A 16,482-nucleotide genomic window follows, 5' to 3' on the forward strand; every position below is an offset into this window, starting at 1 on the left:
GATCTAATCAAAAAATTGCCTTATCATTTTATCCTCTGAATGTCTTAACACTTCAAAGCTTCCTTCTGCCCAACATTTTCCGTCTATCAGCACTACCACCCTATCTGCAGTTAATTGCACACATTTCATGTCATGAGAAATTATGAGTGATGAGGTATTATATTTCCTTTGCAGCTTTACCATCAATTCACTTATCTCTTTGCTTGTAATAGCATCCAGACCCGTAGTTGGCTCATCATATAATATAATCTCAGGCTTTAATATTAATGTTCTCGCCAGGGCTATTCTTTTACGCATGCCTCCAGAAAGTTCTATAGGCATCATATCAACTGTATATTCCAGGCCAACATTCTCCAAAGCTTCCATGACCATATTATCAACCTCTTGTTGAGAGACCTTCATCCAATGTCGCCTTAGTGGAAATTCCAAATTTTGCCTTACGGTCATAGAATCATACAATGCATTACTCTGAAATAAAAAACCCACTTTAACGCGAACCTGGTCCAGTTCATCATCATTCAAATCAAGTATACTCTTACCTAAAACAGTGATCTGTCCCTGGTCCGGATCAAGCAAGCCAATAATACATTTGATCAAAACTGATTTTCCTGAGCCTGATCTGCCCAGTACTACCACGTTCTCTCCCTGGAAGAGGTTAAGATTAAAATCAGTTAGTACAATGTTAGTTCCGAAAGATTTTTTAAGATGCTCAATAGTAATTACAGAAATTCTGTTATTCTTTTTGACTACAGGAGCAATATCGGGTGACGCATCTAACATTGTTTTAGTTTAAACCCAAAATATCAGTGATCTGAACAGCAATGAGATCTATAAAAAATACCACTATAGATCCAACTACTACTGCTGTATTAGCTGACCTTCCAACACCTTCAGTTCCTTTACTTGAAAAGTAACCCTTATAACAACCTATGATACCAACAGCAAAACCAAAGAAAAACGATTTAATAAATGCTGGCAACACATCTCCAAATTCCAGCCTGTCAAACACCAAATTCCAGAATAAAGAAAAAGAAGTAAATCCCCTGATATTCACGCCAATGAAAGATCCGTATAATGAAATGGCATCTGATAATAATATAAGAATTGGAAGCATCACCATTGCTGCCAAAACCCGGGTAACGACAAGGTATTTAAAAGGATTGGTACCCGAAACCTCCATAGCATCTATCTGTTCTGTTACCCGCATAGATCCTAACTCGGCTCCAATGCTACTTCCAATTTTCCCAGCAAATATTAAAGCTGTGATTACAGGACCAATTTCACGAACTATAGCAATTCCAACCATAGCAGGCAATTGGGATTCCACGCCATACTCAATTAAGGAAGGGCGCAGCTGCATAGTGAGCACTAAACCCATAATAAAACCTGTTAAACCAATTAAGGGTAATGATTGATAGCCAATTATATAACATTGGCGAATAAACTCACCCCATTCGTTTCTTGGTTTAAAGCTTTGCTGAAAAAAACGTAAAGTAAATTGTGAAATAGCACCAACTTCCTTAAAATATTCCCGCCATGTTTCGGAGAAGTTCATTTGATTGTTTGACAATCAAATATTGGACATTTTAATCTGTTTTTAAATGAAACTCGTCAAGGGAAATAATGATATAAATCACCAAAGAAAAATTATAAAAGGATCTCTCTTTCTATCCATAAATTATTACGATAATTTAAAACGCTTTTTTTGCCTATTTCATTTAGTTCATCAAGAGATAGCTCATCCGTACCAGCTGTTTCAACCCATGAATAGCCATTCCGGCGATATATTTGTGTAAACAACCCAAATTGCTCTTTCATTTGCTCTTCAACCTCCCCGGCTTTCATCCATCTGTTAAAATGAATCATATTTTGAGTATGCTTTTTTGTTTCAATTGCAGATATCTTAAATTCGGATGAATAACGATGCGCTTTCCTGGTTGTTTCCCCCCAGTTATGCGGCATGTCAAAAAACTCAATCTTTAAATATGGATATTCTTTGCTAAAAGGCGATTGGATATCCTTAATACAGGATATTTTCTTGATTTCGAGTGTCATAATATTGGGTTTTCCTGAATGAATAATCTATATAATTGATCGAGTACAAAAACTATAATATCTTTTATATATCTAAACCCAAAAGCTATTAGCAAAACTGAGATCATCAGAAATGCCAATTGCCTGTAATCTGTATCAATAATATACGGCGCGGGGGTAAACATAAAGGTTAAGGGTTTATAGCAAATTAAGTAAGACCTAAAACACTTTCAATGAGCGCTGTCACCAAAACCAATGATGGCTGTCACCTATGATAGCTTAGCTATAAAATAAATTTGGTATAAAAGGGTTACTTCCAAATGTCATCTCGTAAAAAAAATAATAACCACTACCTACATAACAATCACATCCAGTTGATACGCGGTGGTAAGGATTACTTTTCAAAGTTGATTGCCCTTATTAATAAAGCAGAGCTGATCATACAAATGCAAATCTATATTTACGAGGATGATACCACCGGGCTAATGATTGCAGATGCGCTTATGAATGCATCAAAAAGAGGGGTAAAAGTATTATTAGCGGTAGATGGCTATGCATCTCAAGGCTTATCCAAATCTTTTATAAGACAGCTCAGAAATGCTGGAATATATTTTAGATTTTTCGAACCATTGTTTAGGAGCAAACATTTTTATTTTGGTCGTAGAATGCACCAGAAAATAATAGTTATTGATGGGTATAGTGCATTTGTAGGAGGAGTTAATATAGCAGACAGGTATAATGATATAAACGGAATTCCAGCCTGGATAGATTATGCGCTTTTAGTTGAAGGAGAGGTTGCATTACAATTAAATAAGATCAGTTTAAATTATTGGAAAACCGAACCATTATTTAAGGATCCGGTTCCAATGAAAGACATTTCTTATAAGATACCAAAGGATATGCAGTATTCTGTAAGGCTAAGGCAAAATGACTGGGTAAAAGGCAAACATGAAATCTGGAGAAGTTATTTCAACTTATTCAACAATGCCGAGCAATCCATTACTATTATGTGTAGTTACTCTTTGCCGGGTTATGTATTACGCCGGCAATTGAATAAGGCTTCACAAAGGGGGGTAAAAATAAAGGTGATACTGGCCGGTCCATCCGATGTAATGCTTGCCAAATATGCAGAGCGTTATCTGTATGACTGGATGTTTCGTAATAATATAGAGATCTATGAATACCAGCCAACTGTCTTACATGCAAAATTGGCTATAGCAGACAATCACTGGATGACAATAGGCTCCTTCAATGTAAATAATATTAGCGCATATGCTAGTAGTGAAATAAATGTAGATGTTCGAAATCGCCCCTTCGTCATTTCAGTAAACCAAGTTTTAGAAGAAATTATAAAAAACGATTGTATCCAGGTAACACGGAAAAATTTTGAAACCAATGCAACTTTATTCAGGCGATTCCTGCAAAAAACTTCCTATGAGATCATAAGAATTGTTTTAAATCTTTCAACATTTTATTTTAAACATGAAAATTAATTCCCCTTTATACGCATCCACAATGACTTCATAGAATTCATATCCCAATTAGCAAACCTTCCCCTTTGCACAACAAGCCTGTTATCTTCCGGAGAATGTTGCAGAAAATAATGAAAAACAAAATGCTCCCCTGGGTCGTACCAACCAACTATCTGTCCAAAGCGGAGGTCATTAAAAACAAGCGTATCATTCCATTTCTCGACTGTATAAAAACCCTGGGAGAACCGCAGTAGCTTTTGAACTTCTTCATGGTCTTTTATAGAACCCAACAATGAATCTCTTTTTGGAAAGTAATGAAAGTTCATTTTTAAATCATTGTCAAAAACAGAACGAAATCCGATATAAAACCCATTACTGTCGCCTGCCACCACATACCATAGCCAGTTATTCAACGGGGTGGGCGTAGTAAAATACTGGTTATATACTATTTTTTCATTTGCTAGTGCTGACCTTGTTTCTGTATCAATGATAAGTTTATTGAAAACACAGTACAATAAATAAAAAGCTGGAATTGTGATCCCGAATTTCCACCAAAAAGCCCTTCGCCTGTCTTTTCTTTTAAGAAATAACAACATTAAAAATGACAAACCAGCACAAATAGAGAAAAAAGGATCAGCAACATAAATCACATTAAAGGAAATACGATAATGGTTAAAGGGTTCCCATAGACCCATTCCGTAATTATTAAAAAGATCAAGGAATAAATGAGCACCAATTTCTACCGAAAAGAACACCACCCATATTTTAAAACCAACCTTATGCCTTCGATGAAAATGCTCAGCAAGCAATCCAAAAAAACAGACTCCTATAACAGCAAAAAAAAGGGAATGCGTGAATCCCCTATGCACCAGCAAATTAGAAGCAGGATCGTTCCAGAAAGCTGCAATGAAATCAATATCCGGGATACTTTGAGCTAAAGCCCCAAGGAACATAGCTCTTTTGCCCAGCTTTTTCTCAAGCAGGGCCTCGCCTATACATGCGCCCAGTACGATATGTGTGATGGAATCTATAAAATAAAAATGAGGTTTACCACTACATTGCTTTAGCTCCGCCAGTGGATTGTTTGATCAATAAATTATTAGTAACTAAAGACTTAACAATTAGTTTTCCATATTCATGCGCTAATTCCTCTCTTGAAGAAGGTTCGAAAGATTGGGTTTGAATAGAATATAGCAGCTTATTTTTATTCAGATCATAAAGGTTGCTTTCCCAAAAATAGTTTGAATAACTACTATAATAACCAGGAGTTTCTATTCTCTCATAAATTGTTCTGTAATATCCCCAAAAACGGGTATGGTATGTAAAGTAAGGTGTGTATATCACCCTGCCCGGTACGTAATACCTTTCCTGTTTCTTATCTAATAAAACAATAGTAAGCACTCCATCAAAACCACTCGATTTAAGTTTTTGGTTTGCCTGTTCTTCGGTTAAATTTTCAAAAGCCTTAGGACCATATTCTTCAAGAGCTGAATAGGCATTATAACCTAATTCTTTAAGATCCCCTACCAAGTGATTTTCCATATTCTGTTGAATGCTTCTATCTGCATCCCGAATCAATCCCAGCACCATTACCTTATCAAATGTGCGCGGTGCCGCATCGGGCGCTTTCCAAGTACTGGTTATTGCAGTGGTGGTTCCGCATGAAATAAATAACCACCCCGAAATCATAAGAAACACAATAATATTTTTCATACCCTTTTAAACCTGTAACAAATTATTAAATAGAAAAATGCCTATCAATGATGGCTGTCAGTTAATAGCAGAATTGATATCATTTTACCATTGATAACAGCTTTAATCTAGGAATCATTATAAAATCTGACGACCATCAGCACTTAGAAAAAGCGTTTAGGTTACCTTAACAAAAACTAATACTTGAATAGTGTCTCTTTTAATGGAATATTTACAGGTTTAACGCAAAAGGAAATTCCGGAACTTCAAAAGAAATATGGAAAGAACGCTTTTCAGTCAGGAGAGTCAGGCAATTTACTTCGCTTAACATGGGGAATTATTTCAGAACCCATGTTCATCATTTTATTGGTGGCCTGCGCCCTTTATTTCATTCTTGGCGAATCCAGGGAAGGCTTCCTTATGCTGGCAGCAATGATATTTGTTTCTGCTATTTCTTTTTACCAGGAAACGAAAAGTTCCAATGCTTTAGCCGCACTCAGGGAATTTACTGAACCAAAGGTTATGGTGATACGCGAGGGAAAGGAAACTGAGATCTTTTCCATTGATTTGTTACCAGGTGATATAATGTATCTATCCGAGGGGAGTCGTATTCCTGCGGATGCCATTATTATGCAGGCAAATGATTTTACCATCAATGAATCTATTATAACGGGAGAATCACTTCCTGTAAATAAATCTTCAAATACAAAAGACACTAAACTATTCCAGGGAACAACCATCAATTCCGGATGGTGCTATGCCAGGGTCACAGCAATTGGCAATGATACCACTTTGGGCAAATTGGGCAAATCAATTACAACTATAAATACATCCAAAACCCTATTACAAAAGCAGGTAAGCACTTTTGTAAAAAGAATGGCAACATTTAGTATGATGGCATTCCTGCTTATATGGTTTATCAACTACCGCCAAACGGGTAGCCTGGCAGAGAGCCTATTAGTTGGACTTGTATTAGCTATGTCTGTTATTCCTGAAGAGATTCCTGTGGCTTTCTCTTCCTTTATGGCATTGGGTGCTTTCCATATGGCTAAACTTGGCATCATTACCAGGCAGCCAGCAACTATTGAAAACCTGGGGGCGGTTAGTGTTATCTGCCTGGATAAAACCGGTACCATAACACAAAATAAAATGGCGGTAAAATTAATTTACGACTATAAAAGCGATAAACTACTGGACGTTCAACAGCTAACAAAAAATGAAACACCTGTTTTGCACTTTGCCAGGTTGGCAAGTGAACAAATGCCTTTTGATGCCATGGAAAAAGCAATTATTGATGCATACCAGGAATCTAATGATGGCGATGCAGATAGTGTTTTTTCAATTTCACACGAATATCCATTGGAAGGCTACCCTCCCATGATGACACATGTACACGGCCATGCTGATATAAAAACGGTGGCGGGGAAAGGTGCCCCCGAAAGAATAATCAAAGTGTGCAGGCTCGATGAAAACAGTATCGCTAAAATCCGTAAAATAGTTATCGACATGGCTTGCCAGGGATACAGGGTTTTAGGAGTATGCTCCGCCCTATCAGCCAATAACGATTTCCCTCAAAGCCAGGATGATTTTAACTGGCAATTTGAAGGCCTCCTGGCTCTTTATGATCCACCCAAAACCCAGGTACACGCTGAACTCAAAAAATGGTACAAGGCAGGAATCAAGATTAAGCTAATTACTGGTGACTATGCTGAAACCGCAATAAATATTTCAGAACAAGTTGGATTAAGGGAATTTAAAAAAAATAAAACAGGTGAAGAAATACAGCATTACTCGGAAGTTGAAATAAAAGAGGTAGCAGCATCAACAAACCTTTTTTCACGGATGTTTCCAGATGCCAAATTAAAGATCATAGAAGCTTTAAAAGCAAATGGTGAAATTGTAGCAATGATGGGAGATGGGGTAAATGATGCGCCAGCTTTAAAATCGTCGCATATTGGCATAGCGGGAGGAAGTAAGGGTGCAGACATTGCCAGGGAAGCATCTGATCTTATTCTTACAGATGACAATCTTGATAAGATTACCGAAGCTATCTACCAGGGTAGAAAGATCTTTAATAATTTAAAGAAAGCAGTCAGGTATATTATTTCCATTCATACCCCGATAATCCTGACAGCAGCCTTGCCTGTAATTTTAGGATGGAAATTTCCTAACATCTTTACTCCAATTCATGTAATATTTCTTGAGATCATTATGGGCCCCACCTGCTCTATCTTTTATGAAAGAGAACCAGCCGATAAGGATATAATGACCTTACCTCCCCGGGAAAGATCACAAACCATGTTTACCTGGAATGAATTGCTTGTAAGCTTAATACAGGGAGCGATCATTGCAATAGGTGTCCTTTCTATATACTATTACTTTATGAACCTGGGATATGAAATTAATTACGTCAGGACTATTGTATTTATCACGTTGATCTTCAGTAATATATTTTTGACCTTTGTAAACAGGTCCTTTAGAGAAACAATAAACAATACCTTAAAATATAAAAACAATCTTGCCCCATGGATACTTATTATTTCAGTAATATTTCTATGGAGTATATTATCCATCCCATTTATAAAGGATGTTTTTTATTTAAGCAAAATTTCAACACAACATTTTATACTTGCTATGGTAGTTGGCTTTACAACTACTGCCTGGTTTGAATTATACAAATTAATTAAGAAAAAAAAGAAGGCTCCTAGCATATAACATTGGGTATATCCTTATTAGTATACCACTATCCTTCCTGACCTGTTTCTGAATCCGCCTTTTAGTTTTGGGAAATATATTTTAAGCAGCCCGTCCTCGTAAACAGATTTAATAAAATCGGTATCAATATCTTCTGGCAATGGAATTCTTCCCATTAAAGATTTAAAATCGTAGTTCTTTACCTCGGAAAATAATGCCTGGGGATTCACTGGTTGCATGACAAAAATAATAAGGTCATGCTCGTTAATGAAAATGGCAAAGTCTTCTCTTTTCAATCCAGGCATTCCCATTTCCACCTTGATATGATCTGCAAACTCATAGGTATTGATCAAAGGAGCAGGACCCTTATTAATACCTTTATTGGTTAGCAGATCCTGTATATTATACGGAGGGGGGTTGTATTTACCTGGGTATAATGTCGTGGCATCATTGTCCTTGGTGTAGTAGTTATTCATAAACGATTACTTCAATTTATAAAATGAACCAATTTTAAGCAGGTAGTTCGGGAAGGGTGTTTTTATAGCACGGAAGGGTGGAGATGTACCGGGGAAGCATCTGCTACATAGCTAAGCTAAGGACATAAATACCTCCAAACCATGACGGAAATCATTATTTAAAAATCATTATTGGCCCGTATTTAAAAGTAGAATAAAACCACAGGCATTATACTATCCATTTACCAATAAGTTAATTCCTGGCAAACATATTCGTTTTTAAAATAATGAATTGAAGAACCCAAATTATATCTTCCTTTATGCCATCATTTTCCTTTCATATTTAAATGCTTTTCTGACCAGGTTATCACAAGTCTGTGCCGCCTTTATACCACCTCTTTAAAGAGCCGTTACAAAGCCGTTACATAGGCGGCACATAGGGGGTACATAGCCGTTGCATACATAGCTTTGCCTGCATTAACACCCAAGCAATGTCATTCAATGCCCTTACCTGAAATAATTCTTTAAATTGTTGATTTTGAGGTTCTTAGCTTGTTTTAGATACGGTTTGCTATTATTGGGAAGTTTTTCTTTATGAAATTCAATTACTGCTGCGGGGCTTCATTTCCGCCTTTATCTCCTCCATTAATCCCACCTGTACATTTTGGATTTCAAACATAGTCTTCATTTGCTCTGCTATCAACAGATCTAGCTTTTGGTGTAGATTTCGAACTTCTATCTCGGATTTTAAATTGACCAGGTAATCGTTAATGGCTCTCCGTCGATCCTTCTCTTCCTTGCGATTTTGGCTCATCATTATTATGGGCGCTTGTAGAGCAGCTATTGTAGAAAGAATGAGATTAAGTAAAATAAAGGGATAGGGATCAAAAGGCTTTCTTATCATATAAAGATTTAGAATGATCCAGAGCAGCATCAAAACCAAAAAGAACAGGATGAATAACCAGCTTCCACCAAATGAGGCAATTTTATCAGCAAGCCTTTTATCAAAGCCAGGATTCTTATCTTCAAATTCGTAAAGTTTTTCAGATATTAGTTTTTCTTCTTCAATAGATTTAATAACAATTTCATTAAGCTTCTGCAACTGTTGATTTTCAGTTTCTAAAAGCTCCTGCAATTCTTTACTTCTTTCCAATTTTGTATTTCTATTCATTTATGTGCAATGAAAACCGGCAACTTCAGGGATTGAATAATATCTGATGCAAAGCTTTTATGAAACATTTGAGATAGTGCTGAACGCCCAAATGCACCAAAAACAGCCAGGGCACCTTTCTTTTCACTTATCCAATCATCAAAGAATTTCCTGTGTGCAACTTTAAGTTTAAAGAACTCAATGTTTGGAAAATGCTGGTTTACCAATTCTTCCATATTTTCCTTATCGGGCATGAGTTCATCGCCTGAATTTGAATAAACAAGCAATGAAGGTGCTGATGTTAACTCGGGAAACAAGTAAGCAAACTGCTTAATAGCATATACCGCAGACTCAGTTCCATCATAAGTTAATAAAGTGCTTTGAGGGAAATCATAATGTTCAGGTACAATCAATATTGGACACTCCGCCATTTTCAAAGTTTCACGCATGTAATCATTCATTTCTATACCCATATTATTATAAAACACTTCTCCCCCTAACAGCAACAAATCCGCAAAACGTGTTTCTTTCCTAAGCTCTGCCATAGCGAACCCATAAAAGTTTTTATGAACACGAAACTTTATATTATTTAGCTGACATAATTCTTCAAAATGCCTTATATTTTTTTGAACCAATGTAGTATCTTCATCTTCCACCAAGGGTATTACCATACCCCCGGCCACGCCCACTGAGTAACTCCATAAATTGGCATAATCCACCTGAGGCATAAAAGCTGCAGTTACTAAAACCGGTTGCAATTCATTAATTCGCATTACGAATTCAAATGCACCTTCTGAAAAGTTGGTACCATCAAAAGCAAGCAAGATCTTTTTCATAACACCTGATTATAATACAAACTATGACTAAATTCTACCAGGAACAATGACCAAATAACACTTGCTTCACTGATTATTATCATTACAGCTCATCTTCCAGTGCAAGTCTTTAACTGACAGCAATTACGATTCGCTGTGATGGTCGTCATTGAAACACTCATACTGTCTTAATATGTTTGCCTCGAACATAAAAAACAACTTTATGTATATTACTTCCCCCCGGCTTACCCACGAAGAAATGGATATGCTGCAGACCAACGAAAATGATACTTGCATATCAATAATTCTCCCTTCCCATAATAACTGGACAGCAGGATCGAAATCTATAAACCTGGACCGATCGATTCAAAAAGCTATAGACCAATTAAACCTGTCATATCCAGATTCGAAAGAAGAACTGGAAGGAAAGCTTAAGCACCTGGCCAATAATGTCATACTTGAACAATATCCTTTGGGCCTTGGTTTATTTGTAAGCGAGAAGATTGAATATTGTGTTCAATTCCCCTTTATTGTAGAAGAAAAAATAAGTATTAGCAATCATTTTGAATTGAAAGACCTGTTATACAAGGTTAATTATTCAAACCCGTATTACGTGCTTTTACTGGATGAAAAACAAGCCTGCCTATATACAGGAGAGTTTAACATAATTCATAAAGTGCAGGATGCCAATTTCCCTCTTATCTATACGGAGGACTTTGAATACGAGAAAGCATCCAGGACAAATTCGTATTCTGGCAGGGCAACCATCAGCAGTTTTGAAAAAGACAAAAGTGCTGTACAAAAGAGCCGCTACCTTTCATTCTTAAAGTCTGTAGATGATTTGCTTGATATTTATATTTCTAAAAATGATAGCCAGGTTATTATTTGTGGCGTAAAAAGCGTTACAGCTTCATTTCTTAATCATTCTAAACATGATGACAAAATAATAGGTGTGCAGCATGGTAATTATAGTCATCTAAATGAATTTGAATTAGGACTATTGGTATCACCTTTACTGCTGGCCACACAGGAAGAAAAAATGCTTGAAGAAATATCTGATCTTGAAGAAAAGAAAGGCGAAGGATTAGCGGAAGAAGGTATTTCCGATGTATGGGCAGCAATTACTGACGGACGGGGATACATTTTACTTGTGGAAAGGGATTATGATGTTAAAGTATATTATGATAAAAGTTATCCCTTGGAAATACAGATGACGCCTTCCAAACAGTCGCCTGGCATTTTAGAGAACGCGGTTGACAAGGTTATAGAAATGCATTTGAACAAAAAAGGAAAAGTACTGATCCTAAATAATGGCATGCTGGCTGGTCATAAGCAAATTGCACTTATTACCCGTTATTGATATTTTTGATATCCATCGTGTATTATAATACAATGTGCTTCAAATGTAAATAGGAAATGAAATAAATATTTAGGTCTATTCTTTATTATTAAAGTGATTGTCTAACTATAGAAACAAATGATTGAATTAAACAAGTACATACTGTACCCATTAATATTTATATTAAACTTCAACCCAAATGTTTGGAAAATTAACAGCAGAGCAGATTGAACAGGTGTTACAAAATCAGCTCCTGGGCCACCTGGCTTGTCATGCAGATGATCAAACCTATCTCGTTCCAATAAGCTATGCTTATGAAAACAATTCGCTGTATGTTCATTCTGAAGATGGTATGAAAATAAAAATGATGCGGAAAAATCCGAAGGTATGCGTCCAGGTAGATGAACGCCAGGATATGTCCAATTGGAGAAGCGTAATTGGATGGGGAAAGTTTTCAGAAATTACAAATGAGGAAGAAAGGAAAAAAGCTTTGCAATTATTAGTAAACCGCCAGCTCCCCATTCTTTCCAGCTCAACTACTCATCTTGGCAGCAATTGGCCTTTCTCTTCCAATGATGAAACGGTTATTCCAGGTATTGTATTTAAAATAACACTGGATAAAAAAACCGGGAGGTTTGAAGAAAATAAGGTTTCGCCCCAATTTGCCGGTTAAATCATTCCATTTGGTTTTGAATATTTTCAGGAAATTATAAATGCGCAATAAATACAGGAATATGCCTTTCTTCAATGATGCCTTCTGCAAAACTTCTTTTTAAAAACTGTGATATGGCAGAACGTCCAAATGATCCACTTACCAAAACTGAATTGCGATTTGCCATCACCCATTTGGTAAAATCTTTTTTGGGATCTACATCAAGTTTTAAAAGTTCAAGATCAGTAAAATGTTGCGTTGCTAGTTCTTCAATATATATTTCATCCGGCAAATGATCCTGGGTATCATTCTTAGAAAAAACCAAAACCGTTTTATTTCTACAAAGCTCAGGAAATAAATAAGCAAACTGCTTAATGGCAAAAACACAATCACGGCTTCCATCATATGCAAGAATGTTAAATTCCGGAAACTCATATTTACCAGGTACCACCATAACAGGGCATTCGGCTTCATGCAATGCCTCTTTGAGATAGTCTATAGGGTTTACACCTACCTGATTTTGATAAAACGCATCACTCTCAATTATAAGAAGATCTGCAAAACGTGTTTCTTTTTTCAATTCGGGAATAGCAAATTTACCCTGGTCATTATGTACTCGGTAAGTTATTCCATTATGTAAACACATATTTTCAAACTGAGCAATAGAACTTTCCACCACGTCAGGGACTTCTTCTACTAATGGAACAAAGGCAGGTCCTGCCATGCCCGCTGTATAGCTCCATAAATTGGTATAACTGGTCTCAGTCATAAATACTCCGGTAAGAAGAACTGGTTGCAATTCATTAATTCTCCTGGCAAACTCAAATCCTGCAGAAGAAAAATGCCCTCCATTGAAAGCTATAATTATCTTTTTCATTAAAAATATTTTAGTTTAAATCACTTGAACTAAACTAATACATACAGTTAATTTATTTTATGACTAATCAGCGTCTATAAACTGATTATGGTTAGCCTAAAAGAAGAGGCAGAATAGAAATTCCGCCACTTATAAGATCCAGATATTAATTGAAAAACCTTAGTAAAGCTCATTAACCGACTCTATGTTTTCTATGACTGTTATTGACTTGTTTTATGATGGTTATCAGTACAAACACAATGCAGTTATATACTTTTATAAGTATAATTTTTATGATGTTACTTTCATTGCATTTGTTGTATTATGGCGAATGATATTATCGCAGATTCAATCAATGATGGGAGATTTTGCCAACGGATTGATCTCCTGTTCTGCTAAAAAATTTAATCTTGAATCAATATCCTTTTCGTCCTTTTCACTGGCATAAAATTCTGCAGCTGTTATATCAAGATCAAGAACTTGCGCAAAGGCAGCTATCGTACCATACACACATATCTTATAATGAATCATTTCCTGTATACTGGAAAGTAGAAGAGCATCAATTATTTCAGCATCTCTGCAATCGCTCATTTTTTCATTTACCTCATCAATGAAAGCTTGCGCTACAATATTCTGAACATCGAAATCAATAAGCTTCTTTCGTTCAAAAAATTTAAGTATTCCATCTACATGGTATTTTATGTAAACAAGATAGTGTTCCATTACAACTTTCAGCCGAGCGGATTTTATTCTGTCAATCCATCCCGGAAGTGCGCTTATAAGCTGGTTTTCGCAATAAAGGATCTTACGTGTATCATATATCAACAAATCATGCAATGTACCTATGGTTGCAATCTTTTTCATAATGACCTTTATTTAAACTTAATACTGTTAATGCTTGCTGCCAATGACAGGCATCATTCTTTTCTTTGATGACGCTCATTGATATACTTCACATTATTGGTTTGCTTTGGTATCATTAAGATTTAAAGTATTGCTTTAGTATAGAATTTCACACACCTAAATTTCAGACATGTCAAACTTATCACGGCAATTTGAGCCTTCAAAAGCAATTGACTATAAGGTATTAAATGTAAACAGCCCATCATTTGAAGCTGGCCACATGATACCAATAGAATATACATGTGATGGCAGGAATACAAACCCACCACTTGAAATTGAGCATATTCCCCATGAAGCCAGGAGTCTTGCCATTATTATGGATGATCCTGATGCCAGGTATAATCCTTTTGTCCATTGGGTTATATGGAATATTCCAATAACTAAACATATACATGAAGGTTTCAACCATGGCATAAACGGAATTAATGATTTTGGAAGAACACGTTATGAAGGCCCTTGTCCGCCCACTGGTATTCACAAGTATTATATTAAAGTATATGCTCTGAATGGGATACTCGATCTGCCCCCAGGCAGTAGTAAAAAACAACTTGAAAAAGCTATGTCTGATCAAATAATTGCATTTGGTGAACTTACCGGTCAATACCAAAGGAAAAATTCAAAATAGAATTTAAGATGATAAGTTAAAACTGAAGTTTTTTATATTGATTACTAGATTTAAATTTAGTCTCATCATTAATACATATCCACGAGTAACAATATCTGCTTCCTCAAATTAGAACTATTTATTTTTTCTGGTCCTTACATTAAAGGATGTCCTAGTCTATTATAAACCTTTTGAATAGCTTAATTTTGAGTGAGTAAACTCAAATTAAAAATTGATGTTTATCAGCTGAAGGATTTGAAAAAAGGCTCACCTTGCAGGTAACGAGATACCAAACGGATAAAACGGATTTTAGTCAATTATAAATTTTTAGGTCTTTCCTTTCACATTTTCTAATACCTGATTATTATGAAAAAGATCCTGGTCGTTGAGGATAATTTAGACATCCGTGATAATACGGCAGAGATCCTGGAAATGGCTAATTACAGGGTATTTACGGCAGAGAATGGATTGAAAGGGGTTGAATCTGCAATAGCTAACAAACCCGACCTGATTGTCTGTGACATTATGATGCCTGAATTGGATGGGTATGGGGTATTGCATGTAATTCAGCACAATCCTGAATTAAAGAGTACACCATTTATATTTTTATCAGCCAAAACAGAACCCGCGGAAGTTAGGAAAGGAATGGGCTTGGGTGCTGATGACTATATTCCAAAGCCATTTACCGCCACAGACCTTTTAAATGCAATAGAAAGCAGGCTTAAAAAAGTAGAAGTTTTAAAATCTACCATATCATCAGATATTCATGGGTTCAACCACTTGATGAGCATTACCTCGGGGAAAGAAGCCTTACAACAATTTATTGATGGCCGCAATACCAATAGATATAAAAAGAAACAGATTATATTTTCTGAGGGAAACAAGCCTACCCGACTATATTATATCCAAAAAGGTAAGGTCAAGATCATTAAATCCAATGATGAGGGTAAAGAACTGGTTGTAAACTTATTTAACGAAGGTGATTTTTTTGGGTATACAGCTTTACTCGAAGGAACATCCTACAAAGCTTCGGCTGTTGCAATTGAAGAGTGCGAAATAGCTGAAATTCCAAAAGAGGAATTTGAAGAGTTAATGAATACTAACCCGGAGGTAACTCATAAATTTATTCAACTGCTGGCAAAGAATATAACTGAAAAAGAAAAGCAGCTATTGAACCTGGCCTATAATTCCCTGCGAAAAAAAGTTGCAGATGCATTGATCACCCTTATGGAAAAATATAACCGAAAACTAAACGATCATTATACAATAGATATCAGCCGCGAAAACCTTGCTACAATTGCTGGTACAGCTACAGAATCTCTTATACGTACATTAAGTGATTTTAAAACCGAAAAATTACTTGAGATAATGGAAGGGCATATAATAATACTGAATGAGAATAAACTTCGAAAGATGATCAATTAATTGTAATAACCAACGACACTTTCAGCCAGGAATTCATTAAATTCCTTTTTTAGATTGAATAGAACTTCTTCAGCTTTCTCAACATCTTTTTTTAATTTCTGGTGGTTCCTGATGACTAATTCAAGTATCTGAGTATCTGTGGCAATATTTTGACTCAGGAATTTTATGTGTTGATGTATCTCATCCACAAGCCAGTGTATTGTTTCATCACTCATTATAAAATTTCCCTGGAAGTATTCAGACCTTTCTAACAATTCTTCATTGACAGCATCATTTAATATCTCAGATAAACGATTGCGGTAATAAACATTTTCTTCCCTAAAGAAATACAATATTCTTTTCCAGGATTCACATTCAAAATTAAACTGTCTGATAAATGTGGCAGGCATAC

The 16,482-nt window shown here is 35.9% G+C and carries 17 protein-coding genes; 6 read left to right on the plus strand and 11 right to left on the minus strand.

Features of this window, described 5'->3' with window-relative positions; translation table 11 throughout:
• Positions 1 to 3: 3 nt before the first annotated feature.
• The 3 genes from BUA53_RS03690 to BUA53_RS03700 form a co-directional block, all read right to left on the minus strand.
• A complete protein-coding gene (locus tag BUA53_RS03690; RefSeq protein ID WP_072833886.1) occupies positions 4 to 780 on the minus strand; it encodes an ABC transporter ATP-binding protein in 777 nt (258 codons plus the stop codon).
• Between the two features lie 4 nt (positions 781 to 784).
• The gene (locus tag BUA53_RS03695) at positions 785 to 1,555 is read right to left on the minus strand and encodes an MlaE family ABC transporter permease (protein ID WP_072833887.1); all 771 of its coding nucleotides are present in this window, start codon (positions 1,553 to 1,555) and stop codon (positions 785 to 787) included.
• 92 nt (positions 1,556 to 1,647) lie between these two features.
• A complete protein-coding gene (locus BUA53_RS03700) occupies positions 1,648 to 2,055 on the minus strand; it encodes a hypothetical protein (RefSeq protein ID WP_072833888.1) in 408 nt (135 codons plus the stop codon).
• Between the two features lie 299 nt (positions 2,056 to 2,354).
• Here BUA53_RS03700 and BUA53_RS03705 point away from each other — a divergent pair, with 299 nt between their 5' ends.
• The gene (locus tag BUA53_RS03705) at positions 2,355 to 3,527 is read left to right on the plus strand and encodes a phospholipase D-like domain-containing protein (RefSeq protein ID WP_072833889.1); all 1,173 of its coding nucleotides are present in this window, start codon (positions 2,355 to 2,357) and stop codon (positions 3,525 to 3,527) included.
• Here BUA53_RS03705 and BUA53_RS03710 read toward each other — a convergent pair.
• Complete coding sequence (locus BUA53_RS03710) at positions 3,524 to 4,582, minus strand: metal-dependent hydrolase (RefSeq protein WP_317041261.1); 1,059 nt, start codon at positions 4,580 to 4,582, stop codon at positions 3,524 to 3,526. The two genes, BUA53_RS03705 and BUA53_RS03710, sit on opposite strands and share 4 nt — an antisense overlap.
• The gene (locus BUA53_RS03715) at positions 4,560 to 5,219 is read right to left on the minus strand and encodes a hypothetical protein (protein WP_072833891.1); all 660 of its coding nucleotides are present in this window, start codon (positions 5,217 to 5,219) and stop codon (positions 4,560 to 4,562) included. Before BUA53_RS03715 ends, BUA53_RS03710 begins: the two co-directional genes overlap by 23 nt.
• 183 nt (positions 5,220 to 5,402) lie before the next feature.
• Here BUA53_RS03715 and BUA53_RS03720 point away from each other — a divergent pair, with 183 nt between their 5' ends.
• A complete protein-coding gene (locus BUA53_RS03720; RefSeq protein WP_072833892.1) occupies positions 5,403 to 7,913 on the plus strand; it encodes a cation-translocating P-type ATPase in 2,511 nt (836 codons plus the stop codon).
• 17 nt (positions 7,914 to 7,930) lie between these two features.
• Here the strand turns inward: BUA53_RS03720 and BUA53_RS03725 are convergent, their stop codons facing one another.
• From BUA53_RS03725 to BUA53_RS03735, 3 genes are all read right to left on the minus strand, one after another.
• Complete coding sequence (locus tag BUA53_RS03725) at positions 7,931 to 8,368, minus strand: Hsp20/alpha crystallin family protein (RefSeq protein ID WP_072833893.1); 438 nt, start codon at positions 8,366 to 8,368, stop codon at positions 7,931 to 7,933.
• Positions 8,369 to 8,948: 580 nt separating this feature from the next.
• Positions 8,949 to 9,518 carry a DUF1003 domain-containing protein gene (locus BUA53_RS03730; RefSeq protein ID WP_072833894.1) on the minus strand — a complete coding sequence of 190 codons (570 nt, stop codon included), beginning with the start codon at positions 9,516 to 9,518 and terminating at the stop codon, positions 8,949 to 8,951.
• Positions 9,515 to 10,333, minus strand: a complete 819-nt coding sequence (locus BUA53_RS03735; RefSeq protein ID WP_072833895.1) for a hypothetical protein — start codon at positions 10,331 to 10,333, stop codon at positions 9,515 to 9,517. The genes BUA53_RS03730 and BUA53_RS03735 overlap by 4 nt, the downstream gene beginning before the upstream one ends.
• Before the next feature lie 202 nt (positions 10,334 to 10,535).
• On the opposite strand from BUA53_RS03735, the gene BUA53_RS03740 reads away from it, so the two are divergent.
• The gene (locus BUA53_RS03740) at positions 10,536 to 11,672 is read left to right on the plus strand and encodes a baeRF3 domain-containing protein (RefSeq protein ID WP_072833896.1); all 1,137 of its coding nucleotides are present in this window, start codon (positions 10,536 to 10,538) and stop codon (positions 11,670 to 11,672) included.
• A 178-nt stretch (positions 11,673 to 11,850) separates the two neighbouring features.
• Entirely contained in the window at positions 11,851 to 12,324 is a 474-nt protein-coding gene (locus tag BUA53_RS03745; RefSeq protein ID WP_072833897.1) for a pyridoxamine 5'-phosphate oxidase family protein, read from the plus strand.
• 34 nt (positions 12,325 to 12,358) lie between these two features.
• Here the strand turns inward: BUA53_RS03745 and BUA53_RS03750 are convergent, their stop codons facing one another.
• A complete protein-coding gene (locus tag BUA53_RS03750; protein WP_072833898.1) occupies positions 12,359 to 13,180 on the minus strand; it encodes a hypothetical protein in 822 nt (273 codons plus the stop codon).
• Between the two features lie 327 nt (positions 13,181 to 13,507).
• Positions 13,508 to 14,023: a YciE/YciF ferroxidase family protein gene (locus BUA53_RS03755; RefSeq protein WP_072833899.1), complete on the minus strand. Its 516-nt coding sequence runs from the start codon at positions 14,021 to 14,023 to the stop codon at positions 13,508 to 13,510.
• A 169-nt stretch (positions 14,024 to 14,192) separates the two neighbouring features.
• Between BUA53_RS03755 and BUA53_RS03760 the strand changes: the two genes are divergently transcribed.
• Together BUA53_RS03760 and BUA53_RS03765 are read left to right on the plus strand one after the other, a co-directional pair.
• Positions 14,193 to 14,687 (plus strand): YbhB/YbcL family Raf kinase inhibitor-like protein, encoded by a 495-nt coding sequence (locus tag BUA53_RS03760; RefSeq protein ID WP_072833900.1) that lies wholly within the window; start codon positions 14,193 to 14,195, stop codon positions 14,685 to 14,687.
• A 345-nt stretch (positions 14,688 to 15,032) separates the two neighbouring features.
• Positions 15,033 to 16,091, plus strand: a complete 1,059-nt coding sequence (locus BUA53_RS03765; RefSeq protein ID WP_072833901.1) for a response regulator — start codon at positions 15,033 to 15,035, stop codon at positions 16,089 to 16,091.
• On the opposite strand, the gene BUA53_RS03770 is transcribed toward BUA53_RS03765, so the two are convergent.
• A complete protein-coding gene (locus BUA53_RS03770; protein WP_072833902.1) occupies positions 16,088 to 16,480 on the minus strand; it encodes a hypothetical protein in 393 nt (130 codons plus the stop codon). The two genes, BUA53_RS03765 and BUA53_RS03770, sit on opposite strands and share 4 nt — an antisense overlap.
• Between the last annotated feature and the right edge of the window lie 2 nt (positions 16,481 to 16,482).

The sequence above is a fragment of the Flavisolibacter ginsengisoli DSM 18119 genome (genome assembly GCF_900129295.1).
GTDB classification, from domain to species: Bacteria; Bacteroidota; Bacteroidia; order Chitinophagales; family Chitinophagaceae; genus Flavisolibacter; species Flavisolibacter ginsengisoli.

Excerpts from the sequence above, each read along its gene's own strand:
- BUA53_RS03690 (WP_072833886.1), bottom strand. The coding sequence starts at position 780 with ATGTTAGATGCGTCACCCGATATTGCTCCTGTAGTCAAAAAGAATAAC.
- BUA53_RS03695 (WP_072833887.1), bottom strand. The coding sequence starts at position 1,555 with ATGAACTTCTCCGAAACATGGCGGGAATATTTTAAGGAAGTTGGTGCT.
- BUA53_RS03700 (WP_072833888.1), bottom strand. The coding sequence starts at position 2,055 with ATGACACTCGAAATCAAGAAAATATCCTGTATTAAGGATATCCAATCG.
- BUA53_RS03705 (WP_072833889.1), top strand. The coding sequence starts at position 2,355 with ATGTCATCTCGTAAAAAAAATAATAACCACTACCTACATAACAATCAC.
- BUA53_RS03715 (WP_072833891.1), bottom strand. The coding sequence starts at position 5,219 with ATGAAAAATATTATTGTGTTTCTTATGATTTCGGGGTGGTTATTTATT.
- BUA53_RS03725 (WP_072833893.1), bottom strand. The coding sequence starts at position 8,368 with ATGAATAACTACTACACCAAGGACAATGATGCCACGACATTATACCCA.
- BUA53_RS03730 (WP_072833894.1), bottom strand. The coding sequence starts at position 9,518 with ATGAATAGAAATACAAAATTGGAAAGAAGTAAAGAATTGCAGGAGCTT.
- BUA53_RS03735 (WP_072833895.1), bottom strand. The coding sequence starts at position 10,333 with ATGAAAAAGATCTTGCTTGCTTTTGATGGTACCAACTTTTCAGAAGGT.
- BUA53_RS03740 (WP_072833896.1), top strand. The coding sequence starts at position 10,536 with ATGTATATTACTTCCCCCCGGCTTACCCACGAAGAAATGGATATGCTG.
- BUA53_RS03745 (WP_072833897.1), top strand. The coding sequence starts at position 11,851 with ATGTTTGGAAAATTAACAGCAGAGCAGATTGAACAGGTGTTACAAAAT.
- BUA53_RS03750 (WP_072833898.1), bottom strand. The coding sequence starts at position 13,180 with ATGAAAAAGATAATTATAGCTTTCAATGGAGGGCATTTTTCTTCTGCA.
- BUA53_RS03755 (WP_072833899.1), bottom strand. The coding sequence starts at position 14,023 with ATGAAAAAGATTGCAACCATAGGTACATTGCATGATTTGTTGATATAT.
- BUA53_RS03760 (WP_072833900.1), top strand. The coding sequence starts at position 14,193 with ATGTCAAACTTATCACGGCAATTTGAGCCTTCAAAAGCAATTGACTAT.
- BUA53_RS03765 (WP_072833901.1), top strand. The coding sequence starts at position 15,033 with ATGAAAAAGATCCTGGTCGTTGAGGATAATTTAGACATCCGTGATAAT.
- BUA53_RS03770 (WP_072833902.1), bottom strand. The coding sequence starts at position 16,480 with ATGCCTGCCACATTTATCAGACAGTTTAATTTTGAATGTGAATCCTGG.